Genomic DNA, 25,609 nt, shown 5'->3' with positions numbered 1-25,609 from the left:
TAATAGAAGCCCCACCTCCTTACTCGTTGAGTGAGCCATTTTAATAAACCGATAATAAGCAAGAAAGCCAGAGCAGATGAGCTCCGGCTTCCAGATGGCTGGTCAGCTTTTTATTCCAGTTGTAAATCCTATGAATTCATATCGGTTTAGTAAAAATATTAGATTCGCAAGAAAAAAATGTCAATATTAAATTTTAAAAATTTTTTATTTATAAAAAATTAATATTTTACAGTAAATTTTAGCTTGACTATTTTTCATTTGCTCAGTAACATTAAGGATAACTAATGGATACTAATTCAATAGGAAATATCGGTTAATTGATTGTTCCCACCGGTCAACCGGAGACATTGCTGCAAAATGTCTCCGGCATTTTTTTAATAGATGAATATGCCGACCAGTACACTGGAGGTCTTTACAGAAAATGTAAAGACCTTTTTTATGCGGGCTGGCATGGACTTAATTGAACTGCCGTATACCGAACGGTACGTGCGGTTGTGTGAGAGGTCGGGGGTTAGTCACCTCTTCCTATTCAATTGAAATCAAAAGGGAGGAGTAAGATGAAGTTGTTGAAGAATTGCAGAGTGATAGGAATTTTATTGTTAGTAGGGACAGTTGTTTTATCTGCTGGCTGCCAGAACAAAACAGTTGCTGAAAAAGAAGGCAAAGCCGGAGGTGATGGCAAATATGAGACGCTGACACTGCGCTATCAAGGATCTCCTGGACAAGTCACTTTCCCGGAATTGGCGGAAGATTTAGGTTATTTAGATCCAATCAAACTTGAATGGGTTGGAAATACAACGAGTGGACCACAGGATATCCAAACAGCTGCAACAGGGGAAATTCATTTTGGCGGTGCATTTAATGGAGCAATTATTAAATTAAAAGCCAGCGGCGCCCCGATTAAAGCCGTGATCAGTTATTACGGCAGCGATGAAGATACGTTCAGTGGGTTTTATACATTAGAGGATAGTCCGATTAAAGAGGCGCGAGATTTAATTGGCAAAAAAGTCGGGATGAATACTCTCGGTGCACACCATGAATTCGTGTTAAAAGAATACTTGCGTCAAAATGGATTAACAGAGGAAGAAATTAAAAAAGTAACGATAGTGGTGATTCCGCCAGTCAATGCAGAACAAGCATTGCGTAATAAACAAATTGATGTAGCTGTGTTAGGCGGAATGCTGCGAGACCGGGCATTAGAAAGGGGCGGGATTCGGAAGCTCTTTAGTGATTATGATTTGTTTGGTGCTTTTAATGCGGGCAGTTATGTTTTTACTGAGAAATTCATTAAAGAAAATCCGAATACTGTGAGAAAATTCGTTGAAGCAACAGCGAAAGCAATTGAATGGGCGCGTTCAACCCCTAGAGAAGAAGTCATTGCACGTTATGAAGCAATTATTGAAAAAAGAAAACGAAAAGAAGATGGTGAAACAGTTAAATTTTGGAAAAGTACAGGAATCGGCTCGAAAGGAGGTTATATACAGGAGAAAGATTTTCAAGTGTGGATCGATTGGCTAATAAAAAGCGGTGAGTTGAAAAAAGGCGAAATTGGGCTGGATGACTTATACACAAATGAATTCAACCCTTACTAAAGGAAGCTTGAACAAAAATGTTTAGGAGGTGTTCAACAGGTGACAGATAAAATTCAATTTGACCATGTCACAAAAATTTTTAAAATTCGGGATGTTGAAAAGGGAAAAGGAAGCTTTAAAGAGTTTACCGCATTGAGGAACGTTCATTTTTCCGTTAAAAATGGAGAATTTCTAACGTTAGTCGGGCCGTCAGGATGCGGAAAATCAACTTTGCTTGATCTTCTCGGCGGATTATCTCAACCAACATCTGGGAAAATTTTGATAGATGGGAAGCAAATCGACGGCCCCGGTTTAGATCGAGCAATTGTCTTTCAACAGTACGCCTTGTTTCCTTGGAAAACAGCTAAGGGAAATATTGAGTTTGGTTTAAAAGCGAAAGGTGTGCTAAAAAAGGAACGTTCGGAAATCGCCCGTCATTTTTTGGAGCTAGTCGGCTTGTCCGGCTTTGAAGAACGTTATCCCCACGAACTATCAGGCGGGATGAAGCAGCGTGTAGCTATTGCTAGAAGTTTGGCTTTTGACCCTGACGTTTTATTAATGGATGAACCGTTTGCGGCCTTGGATGCTCAAACACGCGAAACATTGCAAAACGAATTGCTTCGTATCTGGGAAAAAACAAAGAAGACGATCGTGTTCATTACTCATGGAATTGATGAAGCCGTGTACTTAGGACAGCGTATCGCTGTAATGACTTCACGTCCGGGGACGATAAAACAAATTATTACAAACTCAGCTCATTCCCAAGCAAAGGAAGACGATGCGCGTTCCACGCCGGAATTTGTAAAGACTCGCCATCAAATTTGGGATTTACTTCGGGATGAGGTCAGTAAATCGCAAAATGATCATAAAAAAGAGCATTCAGCTTAGGAAATTTAATAAAAGGAGTGATGACATTGGCTAGTGTTAGCAAATCCATTCAAACTACATATGAAACGAGAAAACATATCCGTTTTTCTTTTCACTGGATCCAAAAACTTGTGAAGCAAACAGCCGTTATTATCCTGCTGCTTTTATTTTGGGAAGTGGCGCCTCGCATTGGAGTGACCGATCCGACGTTCTTTCCGCCTTTTTCAAAAGTAGTTGAAGGCTGGTGGGGATTAGTTGTCTCAGGTGAATTATTGGCTCACTTTCAAGCGAGTATTGTACGTTCATTTATTGGATTTGGAATTGCGCTGCTTATTGCTATTCCTCTCGGATTATTGATTGGCTGGTACCCGATCGTTAGCGATTTGTTAAACCCGGTGCTGGAATTATTCCGAAACACAGCTGCATTAGCGTTATTGCCTGTATTTATATTAGTGTTTGGCATTGGTGAAACATCGAAAGTAGCGATTGTCTTATTCGCTTGTACATTTCCTGTTCTGCTAAATACTATTAGTGCCGTTCGAAATGTCGATCCGTTACTTATTAAATCGGCAAGATCAATGGGATTACCGCCATATAAATTGTTTTATCAAGTCATTTTGCCTGCATCTATTCCGACTATTTTTACCGGAATACGTATGGCGGGAACAGCCTCCATTCTCGTATTAATTGCTGCTGAAATGGTAGGGGCTAAAGAAGGATTAGGATACTTAATTAATTATACTCAAATGAATTTTCAAATTCCCGAAATGTATGCCGGTATTATTACCATTGCCATACTTGGCTTTGTATTAAATTATATTTTAGTATCTTTGGAAAAACGGTTCTCTGCTTGGAAGACAAATCAATAATAAAGGAAAGAGGGGAAAATTAAATGACGGCAAATAAGCGCGAAATGAAATTAGGTGCATTTTTCATGATCCCAGGGCATCATGTCGCAGCTTGGCGGCATCCTGATGCAGAAGCTCATAATGTCATGAACTTTGATTTTGTCAAAAGGCTTGCGCAAACGGCTGAACGAGGAAAGTTCGATATGATCTTTCTGGCGGACACGTATGCAGTAAGAACAGGGAATCAAAAGGCGTTTGAGCAGACAGTGAATACACTTTTTGAACCATTTACTCTGTTATCAGCCCTTTCATCTGTGACCGAACGCATTGGGCTTGCAGCTACCGTGTCGACCACATTTAATGAACCCTTTAATGTAGCGCGAAGATTTGCCTCGCTTGATCATTTGAGCAAAGGCCGGGCAGCATGGAATGTTGTCACATCCAATACGGAAGCAGAAGCTCATAACTTTAGCTTAGAGCATCATCTTCCGCATGAACAGCGTTATGATCGTGCTGAAGAATTTGTAGATATAGTGAAAAAGCTATGGGATAGTTGGGAAGATGACGCTTTAGTGATTAATAAGGAATCGGCTCAATTTGTAGACGGTTCAAAAATACAGGCCATTCATCATAAAGGAAAGTGGTTTTCTGTAGAAGGACCTTTAAACGTTTCCCGTCCTGTACAAGGCCATCCCGTTGTGATCCAAGCAGGTTCGTCTGAAGCTGGAAAAGAGCTGGCCGCACGTACCGCGGAGGTTATTTTTACAGCGTGGCAGACTCTTGAAGAGGCTCAAGCTTTTTATGCCGATGTGAAAGGAAGAATGAAAAAATATGGACGTTCACCAGATGAATTGAAGATTATGCCAGGTGTTTTTCCTGTTATCGGAAGAACTGAAGAAGAAGCTGAGAAGAATAAGAAGCTGCTGGAGGAACTTATTCCTGAAGAAGCAGGAGTTGCTCTTTTATCTGGAATGTTAAGTGTTGATTTATCAGGCTATCCTGTCGACGGTCCCTTGCCTGATTTGCCTCATTTGGAACAAATAAATGGAGGGAAAAGCCGTTTTAAGCTGTTAAAAGACCTTGCTGAGCGTGAAGGATTAACGATTCGTAAGCTATATCAACGGATAGCAGGAGCACGAGGGCATAGAGAAATTAAGGGAACACCTGAACAAATTGCCGATCAACTGCAAGAATGGTTTGAAAATGGGGCAGCTGATGGCTTCAATATTATGCCGCCATATTTGCCCGGAGGACTTGAAGACTTCGTTGACTTAGTGATACCTGAACTGCAAAAACGGGGATTGTTCCGCACGGAATATGAGGGCAATACTTTACGAGAACATTTAGGGCTAAAACGTCCTGAAAATACTTTAATTGCTAAAATAGGAGAGACACTGTAGATGAAGGGAAATATTGCATCTAAAAAAATAGTCATGCGAAAATGACAGTTTAATGGTCGAGTCAATTAGTTAGGGGTGTCCCAAAAAGTAAAACTTTAGGGCATCCTTTTTATTTTAGAAGTAAGAGCTGGCCGCTTCTTTATTGGAATTAGACTAAGATTCATTTACATAAATTATCTTTTTTATATAATTTAGAAATTAATAAATGTTTTAAATTGAAAAGTTCATACTATATTTTTGTTGCATGCAATTGTAAATACAGACAGCATTGCACCCAAACGTTCAAGGCAAATGGTTTTATTTAAGTTTCAATGTAAAAACTTTTTTGAAGAAGGCAGATTAATTTGAACCTCTTTAAGAATATTGGATTAGAAGGGAATATGGTTTTGAAAGCATTGTTAAAAAGAAAAATGTTAGCTAGTATGATCGTAAGAATTAATATGGCTTTTATATTTTGTACATTTGTCCTTTCTGATACAGATTCTCACCATTTTATCTTTATCGTTGCAACAACTAGTTTTTTTATTGGAGTTCTTATTGTAACTGTCATTGCGGCATTTATTATAATACCAATTGCTTTAATCTTTTCTAGTGTTATCGAAGTAAAAACCAATTCTTTAAAATACGGAAAAATTTATTCCTTTTTCCTTCACATATCTACAGGTGTTCTTAAAACATTTATCATACAGGATACTTCTTACTCAAACACATTGCAATTAGCATATGGGGGTCTAATAAGTCGTTTTTACGGCTTATTGACGCCCCCATTAATGTTTTAGAAACGTTGATATATCGGTGTTGTTTATGATTTTTGTTATCAATGGCGATTTGACTTTCTAAGACAGCCCCGCAGTAGGTTTATCTAATTGATACGCTTTTACAAAGGAATCAACAAAATGATCTATTAGAAAAAGACCCGTTTCCTTTTTGCAATAGAAAAAATTCCACTAGCAATCTATTGAAACGATGTTGTGAATTAGCGCTGGTTAGACTGCTGAATAATCGGTTCATACTGCGAAGGCAGGCTTTTTTTAAATCGCCCGATTCGTTTTGCTGACAAATGAATATTAGTTAATAGAGCAAGAGCTGACATCTTCAGAAACCACTGCATTGGTTCTCTAAACGCACGACATCTGTGAGCGAATAAAAAAGGAGAGCATTTACTACGTAAAAGCAGTATACTCTCCTTTGTTCGTTTTATTGAAAGGATAATTCAGACGATATTTTTGATTTTATCCGGTCCTGCACTCTTTTGATTAAATTGCTTTTATCATACTCCAAATACTGAGAGGCAAAAGCTCGAACTGAATCGCCTGCATAAAACCTCTCGTACAATTCATGTCTTGAACCCAATGGACTGCCTACGAGATCCCATGCTAATTTTAACAATTTAACCCGCTCCTCAGCATTTCTGTCGGCTCCTCGATAATATTTATTCACAAACTCTCCTATTTCGCTATGGAACTCGGCTGTACTTGAAGGAGTTTGAAGCATTCCGGCAGCGGATAATTGCTGTAAAATTTCAATTGCTCGTGGATAATAGTGCATCCCTAAGTTTTTGGCGGTTACCATTGGATCAATGGAAGGTGCCCAGACATCATCGTATTTGTTTGAATGATGCTCTGCACTTAACAGCAATGCATTAATTGTTTCAACCTGCATGAATAATTCCGCTAGTTTTGCTTGCACATGCTGATATTTCGTGATACCAATCGACTCTGCTAAATCATTGCCAATCGCTGCAACGAATTCAAGTTTGCTCACGAGACGAACGATTGTTTCATGTATACTAATTGCTGTCACAAATGGATCATTTCTTATTTTCCACATGGCCTCAATATCATCCTTGATAAACACTCTCTCCCACGGAATGAGTGCATCATCAAAAACGATGACCGCATCCATTTCATCAAATCGAGAGCTGAGCGGATGATCCTCTTTATTATCTGAAGAAAATGACTCTCGGCATATAAGATGCACGTTCGGTGTATTGACATTAATGGCAAACATAGAACCGAAGCCTTTTTCTTTTTTCTCTCTTTTTTTATGAGATGAAATCATAATTTCATCCATATAAGGAGCTCCAGTCGCGATCATTTTCGCACCGCGGACAATAATTCCATCCTCCGTTTCTTTTACTATTCGTGCTGCTGTATATAAATCACCTAACTCATCGGCGGTTTTCGAACGGTCAATCTGCGGATCATGTCCAGCAGCTGTTAAAAGTAAATCATTTTCTCTCACCCATTCAAAATAACGCTTCATTTTATCTGAAAACTTCGGTGCTTCATTTTCAAAAATATTTCTATGGACATACCATCCTACAAGCTGTGAACGATAATAGCCGGCTACTCGACTCATAACTCCAAATGTTGCACCGCTCCATAACCTAAATGCTCGGCTGCGGCGAAAGATATCTTCTTTTGTTTCAGGTATTAAAAATGCCATGTTAGCCCGATTTCCATTTGATATTTCAAAGGTCAGCTCATCCCGTACATCCGGATGATCCTGTAAATCAAGTAAACTTGCAATCGATTCAATTGTTCCGGAAAACGCAGGGTGACTAACTAGATCTCGAACTCGTTCACCATTTATCCATACATTTCGACCATCACGCAGTCTTTTTTTTAATCTTTCACCTGCACCCATTCCTATTCACTCCTATTCATCCAGCTTTACAACATAATCTGCAACGTTATAATGATGTTCAATGACTTTCTGTTCATAAAGGAAATCTACCTTTTTCTGTTGTTCTGCAATCATTCCTTCAAAGAATGGGGAAATTCCATATGCTTCATTTTCAAAAACAGCCATCCATACTGCATGAAGGATATTTGTGCTTTGATAGAGAAATTCAGCCGCAAGATGAATATCATTAGTCAAAAAATCATCGTATTCATAGATGACTTGCAAAACTGTATTTAAAGTTTCTTTTCTCTCTTTTACGTTTTCTTTTGTCGTCAGATAAATATCTGCATTCGCCGGAAGCTCACCATCGAAAATAAGAGGATATTGCGAGCTTTTAAGCTGACTCACATAAGGTTCAGATACAACTGCGGCATCTACTTCACCTTTTTGTAATAACTCCATTCCTTCAGAAGATGTGGCTTCAATAGATTCAAAATCTTCAATGGCATCCGTGCCTAAGCCGTTCTTCACTAACAGTTGCAATAAAAAATAATGTTCATTCGAGAATTTTGTATACGCCACTTTTTTTCCTATTAGGTCCTTTACTCCCTTTATTTTTGAACCTTTTGAAACGGCAATGGCCCTTGCGTTTGGGTTTGGAGGTTCAGCTGCGAAATAAATAGGTGAGTCCTTTCCTTTATGAAGAAAGGCGGGTACAGCATCCCCGACCTTTCCAAAATCAAGATTCCCCTGTTCTAAAGCCTGATAGAGCCTCACTTCATCTTGAAATTCAATCCATTCTACTGAGATTCCTTCTTTTTTTAATTGATTCTCTAAAAGCTGTTGGTCTTTTAAAGCAGTTAAAGTGTCTCGATTTATATAACCTATCCGAAACTTTTTCAAATCAAGACTTCCTTCGCTTTTGAAAAGGGTAGTAAATCCCGATAAAGAAGAAAGCAAAACAATAAAAACGATGGAACCCCAAAAGATTTTCTTCTTCATTCCTTTACTAATCCCTTTTTCCATTTAGTAAATCTTGACTCAATCAGGGCTAAAATGTAGTTCAACCCTAATCCTAAAAAGGCAAGTATGATAATACCCGCATACATATGCGGAATTTGAAAAATCTCCTGCGAGTTTAAAATATAAAACCCTAGTCCAGAAGCCGCTCCAATCATTTCCGCTGCGACTAATGCTGTAATACAGTAAGCTCCTCCTAAGCGAATTCCCGTAAAGATACCAGGTGCCGCAGCTGGGATCACTACTTTTTGGAAAATAAATGTCTGAGAAGCCCCCATCGAGCGGGCTGAATCAATGAGAAGCTTATCGACATTTTTTACTCCACTTACCGTGTTTAAAAGAATCGGCCAAAAGGAAGCCCAAAAGATAATGGCTGATTTGGATACTTCTCCAATTCCCAAAAATAAAATAAATACAGGGAAAAGTGCGAAAGCTGAAATTTGTCGAAAAAGCTGTAATAAAGGATCAATGAAAGCTTCAAATTTTTTAAACCATCCTAAAAATAAACCTAGAAGAATTCCAGATATAATTGCTGTAATCAGCCCTGATAAAGAACGCTGTAAACTGCTTTCTATATGCGTCCAAAGCTCCCCGGTTGTAATGAGCTCTTTAATCGCTACGATAACTTCGGACGGCGGACTTAAAAAGGCAGAGTTTACAATTCCTAACCGAGGCAAAAGCTCCCATAGAATCAAAAAAATGATAATCGCAGCACTGCGATACCAAGCATTGTATAGAAATTTAAACAGCTTTCTCATTTCTTACATTCCCTTTCTTTTGTTTCTTATTGACATGTATTGTTTGAGGATTATGTTGGTTTTGAGCTTGTTTCACTTCATCTTTTAATATCTCCCATGCTTGATGGCGGAGTTTCACAAACTCTTCAGAGTTGCGAATCTCAAACTGTCTTGGTCTTTCAAGTGGAATATCAATGATTTTTTTGACCTTTCCAGGGCGAGAAGTCATAATCGCCACCCGATCTGATAAGTAAATAGCTTCATCTAAACTATGAGTAATAAAAACAATTGTTTTTTTACTCGCTTCCCATATTTTCAACAATTCGGTTTGCAGTATTTCCCGCGTTTGAGCATCTAACGCTCCAAATGGTTCATCCATCAACAGCACATCTGGATCATATGCCAGTGCCCTCGCAATGGCAACTCGTTGTTTCATACCGCCGGATAATTCATGAGGATATCTATTTGCAAAGGGCGTAAGACCGACCATATTAATATAATTTAAAGCAATTTCCTTTCGCTCTTTTTTTCCTACACCGCGAATTTCAAGACCCGTCTCGACATTTTCCAATACCGTCCGCCAAGGGAAGAGGGCATACCCTTGGAAGACAACACCATGTTTCTTATTAATTCCGTTCACTTCTTCACCGTCGACGGTTAAAACACCGCTTGTTTTGGGAGTGAGCCCGGCTAGAATATTTAGAAATGTGGATTTGCCGCAGCCGCTTGGGCCCAGCAGTGATAAAAATTCGCCTTCCCTCACTTGCAGATTGAAATCATCTAATACGGTGATCTGTTCCTTTTTTCCTAAATCATTAGTGACCGGAAATGATTTATTTACATTCAAGGCGTTTATTTTAATTGTCATCGTGATCCTCTCCCGTTTATTTACTAGCCGTTTTTTCTTGGGCAAACGGATTAAACTCATTTGTATAGACATCTTTTACATCAACTGCACCTTTTTTAATCTTTCCTTCTGCTTCAAGGATGTCAATATAGTATTGAATAGGTTCTTCTGTCACTACTTGGTTTTTGACATAAGCAAATCTTTCCACTAGCTCTACATCTATCCCGATTCTTTTTGCAATGTATTCACGTGCTTTATCAGGGTTTTCATTTACCCAATTTGCTGCCTTTGTAATGGCTGTTACAACATCTTTTACTGCTTCTGGATGTTTTCTAGCAAATTCCCCGTTGACACTGTATGGTGCCATGCCGCCTAGTCCTCTATCTAAATCATAGTCACTCCATAATCGGACAAGCTTATCGTTTTTTTCTGCGCTGCCGGATAATGGAGGGTGAATGATCGCCAAATCGGTACCTCCGCTCAATAAAGTTTGCTCCGCTTTATCATCTGGTACCACTATCCATTTAATTTTATCCACATCGACTCCTTGCTCTCGTAACCATTTTTTAGTCACAAATTCAGCGCATGCGCCAAAACTATTAAATCCAATGGTTTTTCCTTCTAAATCTTTTGGTTTTCTAATTCCGGAATCAGCCCGGACAAAATACTTCATATGAGGAGCTTCTTTTAACGTCTCACCACCCGCCGCAACAACCTTAATATCTGCACCGCTGGCAATCGCTGAAATAACTAATGGCACCATCCTTGAGCCAAAATCAAGATCGCCAGTTCCAACTAGCGGAATAATCTGCGGAGCGGCAACCTTTCCGACATATTTTGGACGCGCGCTCGTCCCTTCAAAATATCCTAATTCATCAGCAAGATAAACTAAATCAAATGTAGGGTTATCAGGATATTTGAACTCAACGACCCCGTCTTTCTTACTAGATTGATCCGAGCTGGATTCTTTAGATGAACAAGCCGATAATAGCATCGCCACGGACAAAGCAAGAAACAATCCAACTTTTTTCATTTTTGCAGCACCCATAATAAATACACTCTCTCCTTTTTATGTAATTTTCGGTAAAGCGGCATATAAATCTCCTGTTTCATGAAAATCCCAAAAATCTTGCAATCTATTTTTTAAGAAGTTTGTGGAATATTCTTTATAGTATTCCGCCCAAACTTGTTCTGGATCACCGGAGTAATATGTCAGATATTGCAGCCGGCACAGAGTGGAGGATGAGGCCCCGTATTTTGAAATAAATGAATATAGTTGATCTGCTTCACCATTTTCAACTTCGTATAAATGCTGTAAAAGCCGATTTCCTCCTACGCGCTGAATAATGTCGACCGCACGCTTATAAAAGGCGATGCCTTGACTTTTTGCAGTTTGAAGTGGAAACAGATTCGGAACAACGCCTTCTGCCGCGTTCTCTGCTTTAATTTCTGAAACATGTAAATACGCTTTAATAATGTCTAATTGTTGGAGCAGCTCTCCAAAAGATTCTTGGATATGAAGTTTTTCGTTTTCTCCCGTTTCTTGTGCTGCGTAAAAAGCTAAGCCCGTAATCCATTCCAATTGATGCAGTAAACTGGCTACTCGCTGATAATCAGGATAAGCAGTAGCCAAATTAGAGTGGAAAAGCTGTGAAATATTTTCTGGCTTATCTTGAGCAAGTATTCTGTCCCACTGAATGAATACATCCTCAAAACGAGCGGTTACTGTATGGTCAAAATTTCCTTCTTGAATGTGTAAGGAAAGTCCCTCACTATTTAATGGCGCTATCAAAAGCACTTCTGTTTCTTGATAGGAAGCTGTGGTCAATAATTCATGAACCACAAGTGAATCACTTGGCAGCTTCTGTGTTCCTTGAATGAATATCCCCTTATCTGTTAGATTTGTCACTTTAAGCGAAGAATGATGAACACTTTGAGGCAATCCAAGCACATAAGGGATCGTAACCAATAGCTTCTCTTGTTTAAATGCTTCAACTAATCGAACAATAAGTTTAGAAAATTCAGTGAAATGAGCATCTAAATTCTCTCGATTGATCAACCAGCCTTGTAAAAAAGCATGAGCAATATCTGTCCAGCCTTCTGAAAAGAATGGATCTTCTGCAAACCAATACGATAAATGATACTTTTGTTTTTCTAATTCCTTCGCAGTTTTTGGAATTTGCAATGGTGCATAATGAAAAAATTTCTGTCCGATCCTAGGCAAAGAATCCGATTCTAAACGACCATCCAAAAGTTCAGATATCCGATTGAGTTCTTCTCCAAACAATGCCAAATAGGAAGAGCTATCTATTTTCTGCCCTCCCACCCAAACTTCGCGTCCATCTAGAATCTTCAATATATAAGATGAGTTTTGAAGGTTACTCATAAAAATCCCTCCTTATAAATAAAAACGGCACTTAGTCCTAATAAAAGAAACTAAGTGCCTCCAGCCAACTGGTCGGTATTCCCTTCTTATTAAAATCTATATATGATTCCTAAATTAATATCTTATTATCCTCATAGGATTTATGGAATTAAAGTAACATACCTGATTTTAATTGTCAATAAAATTTTCAAATTTAAATAATCTGTTACGTATTGATAGATTTTATAAATATTATGACAAAATAATTTTACTTGACAAATAGGATTACTTATATTTACTATACATTTGTATTATTCAGAAAAATATAAATAGGCTGACTAGAACACTAGAGGCTCCCTTATCAACATGAAGGGAGCCTCTAATACTTATACATTGGAAATTTATAAAGTCCTGCGGTAATATGTCAAGGTGAAAAATCATAGAAATTGGAAATTCCCTTGTCCGATGATCCGAAAAAAGGCAATACTGAAGAAATACATGTAATAAACTGGGTCTAAAGGTTGATATTGGTATACCAGATCGATCCTCTTATCGATCTTCCCCCTTTCTTGGCGTGTAGATTTGACCGTTGCGTAGCAGCGCATCGATCACACGCACGAGTTTTCTAGCGGTGAGGACGAGGGCTCGTTTATGTTGGTGTTTGGGCACTTCCTCATACTTCTTCCGGTAGTACGCACGAAACGTCGCATCATGCCGTTGCACCGAGTTGGCAGCCTCCACTAGGTAGTAACGGAGATAGCGATTGCCGGAACGAATGAGGGAGGTGTCCTCGGCTTGAAAACGGCCCGATTGGTGCTTGGACCATGTCAAGCCGGCATATTTTGCCAAGGCGGCCTGGTTGTGAAACCGCTCGATTTGCCCGATTTCGGCCAGGATGCCTGCGGTATAAACCGGTCCGATGCCTGGGATGGTTTGCAGTGTGTTCGGAATGCCTTCAAGATGGCGGGTAATGGCTTTATCGAGCTCTTTGAGCTGCGATTGCAGGCTGCGGATTGATTGAATCGACAGCCCTAACAGCAAGTCGATGGAATCCTCGACACACTTGGACAACCGATACGACGAACGGGCCGCCTTTTGAATCGACTTGGCGATGCATTCCGGATCGGCAAAGCGATTGCGCCCTTTTTGGCGCAGGAAGTCGGCCAACTGCTTGACATCCATTTGGCAGATGTCATCGAGGCTCCACGACTCAAGCAGCAGTTCGAGAATGGCATGTCCGAAGATCGAACTGTCCACCTCTTGGGTAAAGGAACTGCATTTGTAAAACAAGTGCTGGAGAAAATACTGTTTCTCACGGGTTAACTGGTGGACGAGATGATATCGCATGCGTGTCAGTCGCTGAAGCGCGAGAAACTGCTCCTTGAGGACAGCCGTCATCTTCAGACGGCCGAAGCGAAGCCGATCCGCAATGATCCAAGCATCGATGTCATCCGTTTTCTCCAAGTCGACATAGGCTTCTTTAAACTTGCGAATGAGCTTTGGATTGATCGTAAACACCTTGACGTTCCAAGCCTGCAAGGCCTCCTGCTGGTGGAAAAACATAGCTGGATGCCAACTGTAGACCGAGGTGGCTTCCATCCCGATCAGAATTTCGGTTGGCTTTCGCTTGTTAGCCCACAGGAGGATTTGATCCCGAAGGAAGGTGGCGCCCAGAAGATGATTATCCACTTTGAAGCGTGCGCACGTATTTCCTTCATGATCCATAATGCAGGTGGCTAAGTCGCGTGAGCTCACGTCGATCCCGACGTAGAGTTTCATGAGATCACCTCCTATTGTTGTAGGATCGAGGGGTAGGACTCTTCGGGATGCCCCCGGATCGCGCCTGTTGACCAGTCACCCTCGCATATGAGAACTCACGTTGGACCATGGGCTGCCCTGGAAGCTGCTCCTTCCAGCATGGGGAAAACCAACGGGAACAGCCTGCGGGTTAGACGTCCAAACAGGGGCCGAGGAGACAGACTTTACAAGTAGTCAAAGCTACAGGAGTGAGAAGAGTATCCCCGATGATCCTAAGACCATTATCCAGGAACATTGCGAAAAGTCCAACCCCGGTACGCTGAACCCTTTGTGGGAGGGGCGCGCCCCTCCCACAAAGGCAACCACCCAAGATATGCGATTGTCAAGGAGCGTATCGGACTGGAAATTCGATAAAAAAACTTTCTGAAACTTAGTATACGAGGAGTGAGAGGCTATGGAAATATTTCTAGTTTAGAAGGAAACTAGCCATTTTTAGGGAGCGAGGATATGAAAGTTATGAAAACACTAAATTACATCATATTTCTTCTTTTATTGTTTTGCGTGCCGGCTGCTGCCGAAGCGGCTAGTTCATTACAAGCAAAAATTGATGCAGCTCCTAATGGGAGCAAGATTGAAATAGAAGAAGGGAAGTATGAGGAAAAGATCGTCATCTCCAAACCATTATTCTTAGTAGGAACTGGTAAAGTCACTCTTTACTCTTGTGACGGCGGTCCAGTTATTACTATTAGCGGTAAAACTGTTCGTCTTAAAAATATCGAAGTAGAACATTGCGGTAATGAAAAAGAAGATGCAGCAGTTTATGTAACAGGTTCCAATCATACACTGGAGGAGCTTGAAATCAAGACAAATCGTTTTGGCATAAGGCTTAATCAGGCAGATGGTGTGACTATACGAAACAGCAAAATTGTTGGCAGCAATACTGGCAATGGAATTGATCTGTGGCAATCTAATCGCAGTCATATTGAAAAACTTATGATTGCCAATATGACTGATGGCATTTATTTAGAACAAAGTAATAGGAACTCTTTAAAAAGAAACAATATCCAGCATTCCCGTTACGGTATCCATTTAATGTTTTCAAACGGAAATGTGCTTGAAAAAAATGTATCCAGAGACAATACGACAGGCGCGATGGTAATGGGATCAAAACAGAATGTTGTGAGCAATAATAAGTTTTTATTTAATCATAATAATGTGAATGCTCAAGGACTATTAATTTATACAGCTTCTGACAATGAGGTAAAAGGAAATGATATTATTTCCAATCGAGTTGGTGTATATGCTGAAAGAGCTGAAAATAATCGTATAGAATCCAATAAAATTATGAATAATTTTATCGGGATTCAGTTCAAAAAAGCGAATAAAAATGAAGCCACACAAAATACGTTCATTGGAAATGTCAACGATGCTCATGCGATAGAAAGCCCGCATAATCAAATAAATGAAAACTATTGGGATGCTTCGAGTAAAGTGGATATGAATGGAGATGGCAAAAGTGAAATCAGTTTTGCCGCTGACCCGTATTTCCAAACGTTGACGAACGATGTCCCCGAATATCAATTATTTTTCCATGCACCGGGACTTATAGTAATACAAAATCTGCTCAAAAGCCCTGTAGACCAGCTTTTAACAGATACAGCCCCATTGATGGACATGACGAGCGAAATGGAAAAAGAAGTATCATCTAATTCAAGCTTGTGGATCATGAGCGCCTGTATGATTGCATCCAGTTTTATTTTATATCTACTCGGGAGGAGAAGAGGATGAAGAAAAAGCTATTTAGTTTTTATGTAATCGCAGTAATAGCAATGATCATCGCTGCATGCGGCAACAATAAAGTTCAGCCGGTTAGCATCAATGAATCAACTGATACTTGTGAAACATGTAATATGGCTGTTGCAGATAACCAATATGCGACCCAAATCCTTCTGAAAAATGGCAAATCACTGATTTTTGATGATATAGGCTGTATGTATGAATGGATTAATACGCATAAGGATGAAGAAATTGAAGCGAAGTTTGTTCGAGATTACAATAACAAAAAATGGATTTTATCTGATGATGCCACTTATGTTTATAATCAATCAATTAAAACGCCGATGGCTTACAATATAATCTCTTTTCAAGAAAAAGCTTCTGCGGAAAAATTCGTTGCTAAAAATGAAGGAAGCAAACTATTGACAGCAAGCGATTTAGCCGACCATTCTTGGAAGCAAAACCATGACATGTTAAAGAAGCATGGAGAGGAAGGTCATTCAAATTCAGAGGGTACTGAAAAAGATGGTCACTCTCATTCAGAACAGGATCACAATAGTTCACATTAATTGGTTCGTGCGCGGCCGAATCCATTTTTAGATGGTTTCTTTTTCTTTATCAAAACACTTTCGACATTGACTGGATGATGATCACGTAAAATATAGCTTTGTGTTTTCAGCCATGCGTATTATTCGGATGGCAGCTGTGCATATACTTAAAGTTTGACAATTGTTTATAAAAGCCTTTCAGTTAACAAGTAAAAAAACGGCTGTTCGAAAAATAAGATATACACGAATTTTTGAAAAGAGGAATCACAATGTGGAATATCTTTCGCTTTGAACTGCGAATGGCATTACGACAGTGGTCTTACTATTCTTTTTTACTATTATGGGTAGCTGTTATCACTCTATTATTTTTATTGCAAAACAGTTCCCCTTCCTTAGCTGGATATACAAATATGACAGGAACAGTAGTGAATATTGCGTTGTATCTCATTCCGCTTTTGATGCTGATCACAGGCTCTTTTTCTATTGCGAATGAAAAGGAAAATGGACAGTGGCAGCTGTTGAATACCTATCCGTTATTAACGATATCTTACGTTTTAGGGAAAATAGGCGGACAATTCATTGCTCAGGCGATTGTGTTTACGTTTAGCTACGGGATTAGCTTGGCAATAGGCTTGGTGTTTGGCAGTGAATTTTCTGGTAAATGGCTTCTATCTATTTATTTGTTCTCTATTATTCTTATCTTTTTCTTTCTTGTTCTTGGTATTACCGTTGGCAGCATTGTTTCAACAAGATGGCAGGCCTTATCGATCTCAATCATTATCTGGTTTTTTCTCATTATGATTTGGCCGACTGCTTTGATTGGTATTTTAGGCATGGTTCCATATAGATGGATCGCTCCATTAATGAAAATTGCCCTATTTATTAATCCTGCTGAATTTATTCGAGTAGCATTCATCATTTCACTCGATGGAGGAGCGGTCTTTGGACAAGCATATGATTCGCTTGTGACCTTATTGGAGTCTCCTCAGGCAATCTTAATCTATATTATTTATTTCATCGGATTCTTGATTTTGACATTATTGTTTTCCATATTCATGCTGGAGTGGAGGAAAAGGCAATGACAGGCTTGAAAGTTGACGGTGTTTCAAAAGTTTATAAGAAAAAAACAGCGTTGGCTCCATGCTCTTTTCAGGCAATGCAAGGAACCTGCGTGGTATTATGCGGCGGGAACGGTGCTGGGAAAAGTACATTACTTCAAATCATTGCGGGAATCCTTTCCCCTTCAAGCGGAACAATAACAATTAACGACAAAGAAATTAGCTTAGACCGAAAAAAATACTTGACTGAAATTGGCTTCATGCCAGATGATTTTCATGCCCAGAAAACGATGACAGTAAAAGAGTTCCTTCATTTTTACGGCTCCATCCGGAAAGTGAAAAAAGAAAGTGTAGACGACATCATTGATTTAATCGGGCTTAGCGACAAAAGAAACGAATTAGTGAAAAGTTTGTCTAAAGGAATGAGACAGCGCTTGTTATTCGGGCAATCAATTATAGCCAAGCCAAACGTTCTTCTGCTTGATGAGCCAACAAATGGATTGGATCCATACTGGATTAATTGGTTTGTTGAAATGATCAATGAAATTAAAAAGGCTGGCACGATCATTGTTTTTTCTACTCATATGATGGATGTAGCAGCGGAAACTGGCGATGTCATTCTGTTTATGAAAGAGGGAGAGGTCATTCAAACGATCAATAACAATAAAAACATAGAAGAAACTACGATAAAGTTAATGAAGCTTTATCGCCAGTAGTTTCTTTTTTTATAAACTGAGCTTTCGCTACTCTGTTCTTGGAAGAAAAAAATTTTTAATAAGGATATAAAAATGAAAAAGGCTTTTCTCTATGTTTCTCTTATCTTCCTCTCTTCTACCAAATCACTTGTGCTTCTTTTAAGCTCCAAGGCATTTTCCTTTTTCCGAATGGATGAGTTGTTTTTCCAGCATTACTGAGCTTTCTTTTAAGGCAAAATGTATATTTTTAATAAGCAGAATCCTTCAATAAATATTTGTCCTTCAGTTGATAGCCTATTGAACCATTTCAGCAAAAATGTCCGAGCATTCAGCGAGTATGTCGATTCAACTAATGGTTGAATAATTAGCACCTTATCTGTCAGACAAAACGATAAGCGATATTTGCTTTCTTTTCAAATTGTTTTGAGGGTTTCCAAAAAGATCGGGTGCTTTTTTTATGCATTGTTTGTATTTCTTGTAATAAACGATGGATTCAAGCAGCAGGGATTTATCAAACATATCATCAATGATTTCGTTCTTACCATATAAGTATATGTTTTTCAGTATTTCTCGAAGCTCCACATGAAAATTTAGTACATTATTGCGAAAATGGCAAAGAATTTAAAGGTAAAACAGCACAATTGTTTGTATAATCAGAAAATAAAAATTGTTAAAATTATTCCATAAATTAAATCCAATATAAGGAGTGGTTGAAATGGCTATTATGCGGGTTGGCAAGGCTGAAATAAGAGTCATGGATCTTGAAGAATCAGTCAAGTATTACACAAATGTAATTGGTCTTGAAGAGATGAGAAGAAGTGAAGGGAGAGTTTATTTAAAGGCGTGGGATGAATTCGATCATCATAGCCTTATTCTTCAGGAGGCTGACTCTCCTGGCCTTGATCACATTGCTTTTAAAGTAGAAAACGAAGAAGATTTAGCCAAGTACGAAAAGAAGATTGAACAATTCGGGTGTACATTAAAACGGGTTTCAAAAGGAACAAGAATTGCGGAAGGAGAAGCAATTCGTTTTGAACTTCCAACAGGCCACCAAGTTGAATTGTATCATAAAATCGAGCGTGTCGGTACAAAAACAGGAGATTGGAATCCTCACCCATGGCCGGATGGACTGCGGGGAATTGCGCCGCATCGTCTCGATCACCTAGCATTAACAGGAGATGATATAGACACTGTAACGAGATTTTTCACTGAAGTCCTGGATATGTTCGTTAGTGAAAAAATTACAACAGTAGATGGAGAACAAATGGTGGGGAGCTTTATTTATGCTAGAAATGGAAAACCACATGATGTTGCCTTTATTAAAGGACCGGACAAGAAGATGCACCATGTCGCGTTCTATGTTGACAATTGGTATGATGTGCTAAAGGCAGCAGATATTTTATCAAAAAATAATGTCCAATTCGATGTTACACCGACACGCCATGGCATTACGCGAGGACAAACAACTTATTTCTTTGATCCTTCAGGCAATCGCAATGAAGCTTTTGCGAGCGGTTACATTACTTATCCTGATTTTCCAACTATAACATGGACTGAAGACAAAATCGGTCAAGGAATTTTTTATCACAGAAGAGAGTTGACCGAGTCATTTGCCAAGGCATTGACGTAAGAAAAAGCAAAACTGATCATAAGCGAGGATAAAAACATGCCGATTATTCAAGTTCAATTGTTTGGAAGTCTTACAGTAGAACAAAAAGAGGCGTTAATAAAAGAAACATCGGACGCAGCAGCCCATGCCTTAAATGTGCCATTAAGCACCATTCGTGTACTGATTCAAGAGCTTCCTGCGGAAAACTGGGGAATTTCCGGAGAATCAGCACAAAAGAAACTCAGTCAAACTAAAGGAAAATAATCGAAATTCTTGTATTTTTAAAGAATTTTCACGATTCTTTCATATCTGTGTGGAACAGATTTCGCAGTGTTTAAACTAAAAAGCGTATTTTGTAAGCGTTACCAAGAAATTTTTAATCTTTTATGGAAATAGGCAGACCGAATAGCGGTTTGCCTTACCTTAAATGATATGTAGGGAGACGCTGAATCTCCTTAAATGACAGGTCGGGGGAGGAAAATTAGAATGGAAAAAAATAGAATTTTATTAGAGAATAAACCGGACATCGCGACTCTTCTTGCCAAAGCAGAAGAGGTAGGGCGTCTTGCTGAGGAAGAAGCTAGCGAAGCTGATCGAAATGCCCGTTTTTCTGATCGGGTGGCTAAGGCCATTAAAGATGCAGAGTTTCACAAGCTTTTGCGTCCCAAGCGGTACGGAGGGCTTTTAGTAGACTTAAGGACTTATAGAGAGATTATCCGCACAGTGGCTCGCCACAGTGTGGCTGGTGCTTGGCTGACATACTTTTACTCCATGCATGAAGTTTGGGCTGCATATCTGCATCCAAAAGGCAGAGAAGAAATCTTTGGGCAAGGAGGATTGCTGGCTGACGTGGTGGCCCCTGTAGGCCGAGTAGAGAAAGATGGTGAAGGCTACCGTCTCTATGGGCAGTGGAACTTCTGCAGCGGTGTCCTCCATAGTGATTGGATCGCTCTCGGTGCCATGATGGAACTGCCTGACAGCAATGGTCCAGAGTACTGTCTGTTGGCGTTGCCCAAGTCTGATGTCAAAATCGTAGAAAATTGGAATACGATTGGTCTCCGTGCTTCTGGAAGCAATGGAGTACTTGTTGAAGGCGCCTATGTGCCATTGCATAGAATCCTTCCAGCTGGTCGAGTGATGGCTGATGGAAAACCGGTCGGGGGCGATTATGATGAGAATGATCCGGTATATCGTATACCGTTTATGCCGCTTTTCTTGCTGGGATTCCCTTTAGTATCTTTGGGCGGGGCAGAACGGCTGGTTTCACTATTTCAAGAGCGTACCGAGAAACGTATTCGTGTCTTCAAGGCCGGTGCGAAGGAAAAGGACTCTGCGGCCAGTCAGCGGTTACTGGCTGAAATGAAAACAGAGTTAAATGCAATGGAGGGCATTGTTGAACAATATATTCGCCAGCTAGAGGCTTGTCAAAAAGAAGGAAAGACCGTGATGAGCGATATGGAAAGGGAACAACTGTTTGCATGGCGAGGATACGTGGCAAAGACGTCAGCTAATATCGCTGTGAGAACAATGCTGACACTTGGAGGCAATTCGATCTTTAAAGGAGATCCGGTCGAACTGTTCACGCGAGATTTGTTAGCTGTGGCGGCTCATCCAAACTCCCTGTGGGAGGACGCTATGGCTGCATACGGAAGGACATTATTTGGTTTACCGGGTGATCCAGTCTGGTAAAGCAGCGGCAGAGTGTGTAATTGGAGTTAAAATCACTCTTTATGAGTGTGAAATGTTTTAGAGGGGAGTTCAACTTCGCATAAAGCTCGGACCAATAAAACCAGCTGGAGGGTTGTTATTCAATTCTTAACAGTTGTGAGGGTCCAGCACAATATTTATGGGGAATTTTAACAGAAAACTACCGAAAAAGGAAAGGATACTGATACCGATGGATGATCGTTTGTTTCGCAACGTAATGGGGAAATTTGCAACAGGGGTGACAGTCATAACGACGGAGATCGATGGGAGTATACACGGTATGACTGCAAATGCGTTTATGTCCGTATCGTTAAATCCAAAATTAGTGCTTATTTCGATTGGTGAAAAAGCTAAGATGCTTGACCGCATTAAAAAATCTAAAACATATGCCGTGAGCTTTTTGGCTGAAAATCAAAAGGAAATATCTATGCAATTTGCCGGACAAATCAAGGAAAATCGTGAAGCTGAATTTGATTGGTTGAACGGTATGCCTGTGATTAAAGGAGCGATCGCTTCCTTGACATGCAATGTGGTTGCAGAATATGAAGCAGGAGATCATACATTGTTTATTGGAGAAGTTACAGATGTTCATTTTCAGGAAGATGCTGAACCGTTAATATTTTTCCAAGGAAAATACCGCGAATTAAAATCTCTAAAAGAAAGCGTCCATAGTTAACGATTCCGTTGAAAAGAGGGGAGCTCAATTTCTTTATCATAGTGTTAACACGGGCGATCGAGTTGCTCTCTTTTTCACGAACCGTACCATCGTATAGTCATAGAAACGACGGAAATTTAATGGTTATGAAACAGAATTTAAGCGTAAGAAGCAGGAGGGGAGGGAAAATCATGTTTAAGGTGCAGGTGATCGATGATGGCGAAGGAAACCGCGAATTGCTATGCCATGATCGGGAAAGCTTGCTTGATGCGGCTAATAGAAAGGGCATTAAAATTCCTTATGCTTGTAAAGGCGGTGGGTGTGGAATGTGCAAAATTAAAGTGGAGGAAGGAGAATTTGAAAGAGGTACCAGTTCCAAAGCAGTGTTGCCTGACACGGAAAGAGCGGTGAATTATACATTAGCATGCAAGACGTATCCAAAAACCGATATGAAGATTCTTATTGATCTATCTAAAGTCACTCACTCTTCTTAGGTGGTGAAAACATGAAAGCTGATGAACTGGACTTAACGAAAATTTATAAAATCTCTACTCTTACCAATCAAGACGATCCACAAGAGCGAATAGTTACGATTCCAACAGCCGCCATGGGGATGCTGCGCCATGAGCTGATAGAAACGTTGGGAATCGATCGAACGAAAGGGTTCCTCCTGCGTCATGGATGGCATTGCGGGGTTAAAGATGCGCAAAAAGCGTTAGAAATGGACTGGGATAGCAAAAAGGAGCTTTTATTCGTAGGTCCGAGAATGCATACGCTGCATGGCTATCTAGAAGAGGTAGATGTATTAGTGGCAGAAGTGGACTTTTCCAATGGAACGATGCACCATGAAGCAATTTGGAAAAATTCTTATGAAGCTGAAGAACATCTTCAAAGATTTGGGCTTGCTCACGAACCTGTTTGTCATACACTTGTTGGCTATGCGAGCGGATATTTATCAACTATTCTTGGCAAAAAAGTCATAACGAAAGAGGTTAAATGCAAAGCAATGGGCCATGAATATTGCCACGCTGTCTGTCGAACTGTTGAAGAATGGGATGGCGAAATAGATGGCGAGCTCAAATATTATAAGGCAGATAATATTATCGGCGAGCTTGATGAGACGTTTAAGAAGCTAAAAATAGAAAGAGACAATCTTAGTAAAGCGTACGAGGTTCATCGAAAGCTGATGGAAGAGGTTCTAAAGGAAAATGACTTATCTTCGATTGCATACGCTCTTCATCAAATCACAAAGATACCTGTGCTCATAGAAGATGTCAATTTCAATCTAATTGCTTTCGCGGGGTTTCCAGAACAAAATGCTTCTTTTGCTTCCGATAACTTTAAAAAATGGATTCATCAAAAAAGTAAATACTTAAGAGATTTGAAAACTTTAAAGCAAACGTTATTTTTAGAATCTTCCTCTAAACAAAAAAGACTGATTACTCCGATCTATCTGGATCGAAAAATTGTCGGGTATTGCTCTTTTCTTTATGAAGAAAAAGCTCCGCAGGAAGTGGATAAGTTGATAATACAACATGGAGCGCTTGCTTGTTCGCTTTATTTGTTGAATGAGCGAACTCGCTTTAATACGGAGCAACGGATTAAGGGAAAATTTTTGGACGATATTTTATCTAAACAAATTTCTTTTGAAGAAATGACCAAGCGGGCCTATTATATAGGCTTTCAATTGAATGATCCGTACTTTATGATTGCAATCGATACTTTGCTTCAAAAACCATCAGTTGAAGAAGAGATGGGCTTTAACGATGATTTAATAAATGATATTTCCATATTTATAAAAAATCAAGGGTTAAATGCTTTATTTGGTCAAAAATCTGGAAAGGTCATCATTCTTTTATCCGAATGTCTGTTGTTAAAAAACAAGATGAATAAGGAAAACTTTTGTAAATCATTAATTGATTACTGTTCCAATAAATATCCTCAATATTTATTTAAAGTAGGAATCAGCTCAAACACCAGTTCAATAGAAGAGGCATCTCAACTGTATGAAGAGTGCCTGTCAGCGTTGAGGGTCGCCAACCGTCATCAGAAGATTATTTTCTTTGATTCCTTAGGGATTGAAGGAATCATCTTCCAAATGAAAAATATAAACCCGATTCAAAAGTTCATTTATAAAAAATTAGGAAACTGTAGATGAGCAATTTTCATAACAATAATTACCATACCAAAAGAGACAAACAGGGTATCCCTTATGCCACATGGAGCTGTTTTTTGACAACATCAATGGGAATATCTTGCTTCGCTGCATGGTAAATGAACTCGACGAGACTATGCCCTTTCTTCGTTCGGAGAAGATCAAGCCCAGTAGAGAAATCCCGGTTGGACTCGACCATACTGTACACATAAGCGAGTTGCACCAAGATCCAATACCGTTTCACCGCCCGACGTTGACGAACGCGGTACCCATCGAGCTTCAGCTGGTCTTTCGCTTGTCGAAAAAAGCATTCGATCGACCAACGTTGGGCATAGTAGCGCAAGATCTCTTCATCGCTTAGCTCCCGGTCGGTGCTCAAGACGCAGTGAAGATGTTCGGGTGTCATCGGCTGATCGGCTTTCCAAGCCAACAACACAACGGCATCATCGAGACCTTTCAGCGATCCCTCGTAGCGATACACGCGATAACGCTCTTCTCCCACCGTGACGAGATGGGTGTCGTTCGGTTCGATATAGCGGGCAAACTGTTTGGCTTGGATGGCGATGCCTTTCGGATAGAGAATCCGGTTCGTTTTGAGCATCGCGATGACGTGAAATCCTTTTTTCAGACAGGCTTCCACGAGCGCTTGCGATGGATACCACGAATCCATCAGCACATAAACGGGACGGCGTACATCCAAAGAAGAAAGCATCTCGATCGCGAGTTCCCCCTTGCTTTTCCCAGCGGCCTTGTCGTAGAGGCGGAACGCAAAGGGAAAAGCCTGGGTCATCGTATGAACCATGAGCCAAACAAGAGAATGTCCCCAGATCGACTTTTTCTCTGTGTGAGAATAGTGCCAATCACACCCTTGAATGGCGTGCGTTGCCCGTGACGAAGGCTTGATTTTTTGGCAAATCGTATCATCGATCGAAACAAAAAGGGGTTGATTTTTCTGTTTGGCGATCCGTTCGACACGATGAAGCATCCATTGCTGGAGTTTGCGAAGCAGCGTCTCTTCATCCCAAGGGCTTTTCGTGAAAAAATGGCTGAGTGTCGTTCGATGATTGGGGTGAAAGCTCCAATGATGAAGATCGGTCAACGTTCCAGAAAAGCCTTTCGTGATCATCGCATCCACGATATGAACGAGATGCTTCATGACAGGTTTTGAAAAATAAAGTGCCAACCCCAACATCGTGAAAAACTTGTGGATTCCTTGATGATGTGCTAATCTATTCATGAGACATGAACCTCCTTGTGTGAATGGTTTGTTGGCACATCTATTCTAACCAAGGAATCGGGTTCATGTCTCCTTTTTTGTTTCGATGTAAATTTATGTTAGTGATTTTGCTCATCTACAGTAGGAAA

General features: G+C 40.0%; 23 protein-coding genes. 15 read left to right on the top strand and 8 right to left on the bottom strand.

Annotated features, from left to right (window positions below; translation table 11 throughout):
* Positions 1–557: 557 nt before the first annotated feature.
* The 5 genes from NSU02_RS16515 to NSU02_RS16495 all read left to right on the top strand — a co-directional run bounded on the left by NSU02_RS16515 (position 558) and on the right by NSU02_RS16495 (position 5,465).
* Entirely contained in the window at positions 558–1,592 is a 1,035-nt protein-coding gene (locus NSU02_RS16515) for an ABC transporter substrate-binding protein (protein ID WP_063388410.1), read from the top strand.
* 39 nt (positions 1,593–1,631) lie between these two features.
* Positions 1,632–2,459 (top strand): ABC transporter ATP-binding protein, encoded by an 828-nt coding sequence (locus NSU02_RS16510; protein WP_339193327.1) that lies wholly within the window; start codon positions 1,632–1,634, stop codon positions 2,457–2,459.
* 26 nt (positions 2,460–2,485) lie between these two features.
* Entirely contained in the window at positions 2,486–3,307 is an 822-nt protein-coding gene (locus tag NSU02_RS16505) for an ABC transporter permease (RefSeq protein WP_232515604.1), read from the top strand.
* A gap of 23 nt (positions 3,308–3,330) precedes the next feature.
* A complete protein-coding gene (locus NSU02_RS16500) occupies positions 3,331–4,686 on the top strand; it encodes an LLM class flavin-dependent oxidoreductase (RefSeq protein WP_339193326.1) in 1,356 nt (451 codons plus the stop codon).
* A 386-nt stretch (positions 4,687–5,072) separates the two neighbouring features.
* Positions 5,073–5,465 carry a hypothetical protein gene (locus NSU02_RS16495; protein WP_339193325.1) on the top strand — a complete coding sequence of 131 codons (393 nt, stop codon included), beginning with the start codon at positions 5,073–5,075 and terminating at the stop codon, positions 5,463–5,465.
* A gap of 418 nt (positions 5,466–5,883) precedes the next feature.
* On the opposite strand, the gene NSU02_RS16490 is transcribed toward NSU02_RS16495, so the two are convergent.
* From NSU02_RS16490 to NSU02_RS16460, 7 genes are all read right to left on the bottom strand, one after another.
* Positions 5,884–7,335: a 4-hydroxyphenylacetate 3-hydroxylase N-terminal domain-containing protein gene (locus NSU02_RS16490; protein ID WP_339193324.1), complete on the bottom strand. Its 1,452-nt coding sequence runs from the start codon at positions 7,333–7,335 to the stop codon at positions 5,884–5,886.
* A gap of 12 nt (positions 7,336–7,347) precedes the next feature.
* Positions 7,348–8,316: an ABC transporter substrate-binding protein gene (locus tag NSU02_RS16485; RefSeq protein ID WP_339193323.1), complete on the bottom strand. Its 969-nt coding sequence runs from the start codon at positions 8,314–8,316 to the stop codon at positions 7,348–7,350.
* Entirely contained in the window at positions 8,313–9,092 is a 780-nt protein-coding gene (locus NSU02_RS16480) for an ABC transporter permease (protein ID WP_339193322.1), read from the bottom strand. The genes NSU02_RS16485 and NSU02_RS16480 overlap by 4 nt, the downstream gene beginning before the upstream one ends.
* Entirely contained in the window at positions 9,076–9,939 is an 864-nt protein-coding gene (locus NSU02_RS16475; RefSeq protein ID WP_339193321.1) for an ABC transporter ATP-binding protein, read from the bottom strand. Before NSU02_RS16475 ends, NSU02_RS16480 begins: the two co-directional genes overlap by 17 nt.
* 16 nt (positions 9,940–9,955) lie before the next feature.
* Positions 9,956–10,951 carry an ABC transporter substrate-binding protein gene (locus NSU02_RS16470; protein ID WP_327856710.1) on the bottom strand — a complete coding sequence of 332 codons (996 nt, stop codon included), beginning with the start codon at positions 10,949–10,951 and terminating at the stop codon, positions 9,956–9,958.
* Positions 10,952–10,987: 36 nt separating this feature from the next.
* Positions 10,988–12,304, bottom strand: coding sequence for a 4-hydroxyphenylacetate 3-hydroxylase C-terminal domain-containing protein (locus NSU02_RS16465; protein ID WP_339193320.1), 1,317 nt, complete (start codon positions 12,302–12,304; stop codon positions 10,988–10,990).
* A 528-nt stretch (positions 12,305–12,832) separates the two neighbouring features.
* Positions 12,833–14,062 (bottom strand): IS110 family transposase, encoded by a 1,230-nt coding sequence (locus NSU02_RS16460; protein WP_027725928.1) that lies wholly within the window; start codon positions 14,060–14,062, stop codon positions 12,833–12,835.
* 486 nt (positions 14,063–14,548) lie between these two features.
* On the opposite strand from NSU02_RS16460, the gene NSU02_RS16455 reads away from it, so the two are divergent.
* The 10 genes from NSU02_RS16455 (at position 14,549) to NSU02_RS16410 (ending at position 24,247) form a co-directional block, all read left to right on the top strand.
* Positions 14,549–15,829, top strand: a complete 1,281-nt coding sequence (locus tag NSU02_RS16455; protein ID WP_339193319.1) for a NosD domain-containing protein — start codon at positions 14,549–14,551, stop codon at positions 15,827–15,829.
* On the top strand, positions 15,826–16,386 hold the full coding sequence (locus NSU02_RS16450; RefSeq protein WP_339193318.1) for a nitrous oxide reductase accessory protein NosL: 561 nt from the start codon (positions 15,826–15,828) through the stop codon (positions 16,384–16,386). Before NSU02_RS16455 ends, NSU02_RS16450 begins: the two co-directional genes overlap by 4 nt.
* 248 nt (positions 16,387–16,634) lie before the next feature.
* On the top strand, positions 16,635–17,447 hold the full coding sequence (locus NSU02_RS16445) for an ABC transporter permease (protein ID WP_339193317.1): 813 nt from the start codon (positions 16,635–16,637) through the stop codon (positions 17,445–17,447).
* A complete protein-coding gene (locus tag NSU02_RS16440) occupies positions 17,444–18,139 on the top strand; it encodes an ABC transporter ATP-binding protein (RefSeq protein WP_339193316.1) in 696 nt (231 codons plus the stop codon). The genes NSU02_RS16445 and NSU02_RS16440 overlap by 4 nt, the downstream gene beginning before the upstream one ends.
* 694 nt (positions 18,140–18,833) lie before the next feature.
* Positions 18,834–19,748 carry a catechol 2,3-dioxygenase gene (locus NSU02_RS16435; RefSeq protein ID WP_063388369.1) on the top strand — a complete coding sequence of 305 codons (915 nt, stop codon included), beginning with the start codon at positions 18,834–18,836 and terminating at the stop codon, positions 19,746–19,748.
* Positions 19,749–19,784: 36 nt separating this feature from the next.
* Positions 19,785–19,991 carry a 2-hydroxymuconate tautomerase family protein gene (locus tag NSU02_RS16430; RefSeq protein ID WP_339193315.1) on the top strand — a complete coding sequence of 69 codons (207 nt, stop codon included), beginning with the start codon at positions 19,785–19,787 and terminating at the stop codon, positions 19,989–19,991.
* Between the two features lie 222 nt (positions 19,992–20,213).
* Positions 20,214–21,416, top strand: coding sequence for a flavin-dependent monooxygenase (locus NSU02_RS16425; RefSeq protein ID WP_339193314.1), 1,203 nt, complete (start codon positions 20,214–20,216; stop codon positions 21,414–21,416).
* A 208-nt stretch (positions 21,417–21,624) separates the two neighbouring features.
* Positions 21,625–22,110, top strand: a complete 486-nt coding sequence (locus NSU02_RS16420) for a flavin reductase family protein (protein WP_327873250.1) — start codon at positions 21,625–21,627, stop codon at positions 22,108–22,110.
* Between the two features lie 170 nt (positions 22,111–22,280).
* Entirely contained in the window at positions 22,281–22,583 is a 303-nt protein-coding gene (locus tag NSU02_RS16415) for a 2Fe-2S iron-sulfur cluster binding domain-containing protein (protein WP_130157373.1), read from the top strand.
* A gap of 11 nt (positions 22,584–22,594) precedes the next feature.
* On the top strand, positions 22,595–24,247 hold the full coding sequence (locus NSU02_RS16410; protein WP_339193313.1) for a XylR N-terminal domain-containing protein: 1,653 nt from the start codon (positions 22,595–22,597) through the stop codon (positions 24,245–24,247).
* Positions 24,248–24,299: 52 nt separating this feature from the next.
* On the opposite strand, the gene NSU02_RS16405 is transcribed toward NSU02_RS16410, so the two are convergent.
* Complete coding sequence (locus NSU02_RS16405; protein ID WP_311066339.1) at positions 24,300–25,481, bottom strand: IS701 family transposase; 1,182 nt, start codon at positions 25,479–25,481, stop codon at positions 24,300–24,302.
* Between the last annotated feature and the right edge of the window lie 128 nt (positions 25,482–25,609).

It is taken from the genome of Aeribacillus sp. FSL W8-0870 (assembly GCF_037963755.1).
GTDB classification, from domain to species: Bacteria; Bacillota; Bacilli; order Bacillales; family Aeribacillaceae; genus Aeribacillus; species Aeribacillus composti.
The sequence above is the reverse complement of the archived record's forward strand: the minus strand, read 5'-3'. Positions and strand labels throughout refer to the sequence as shown.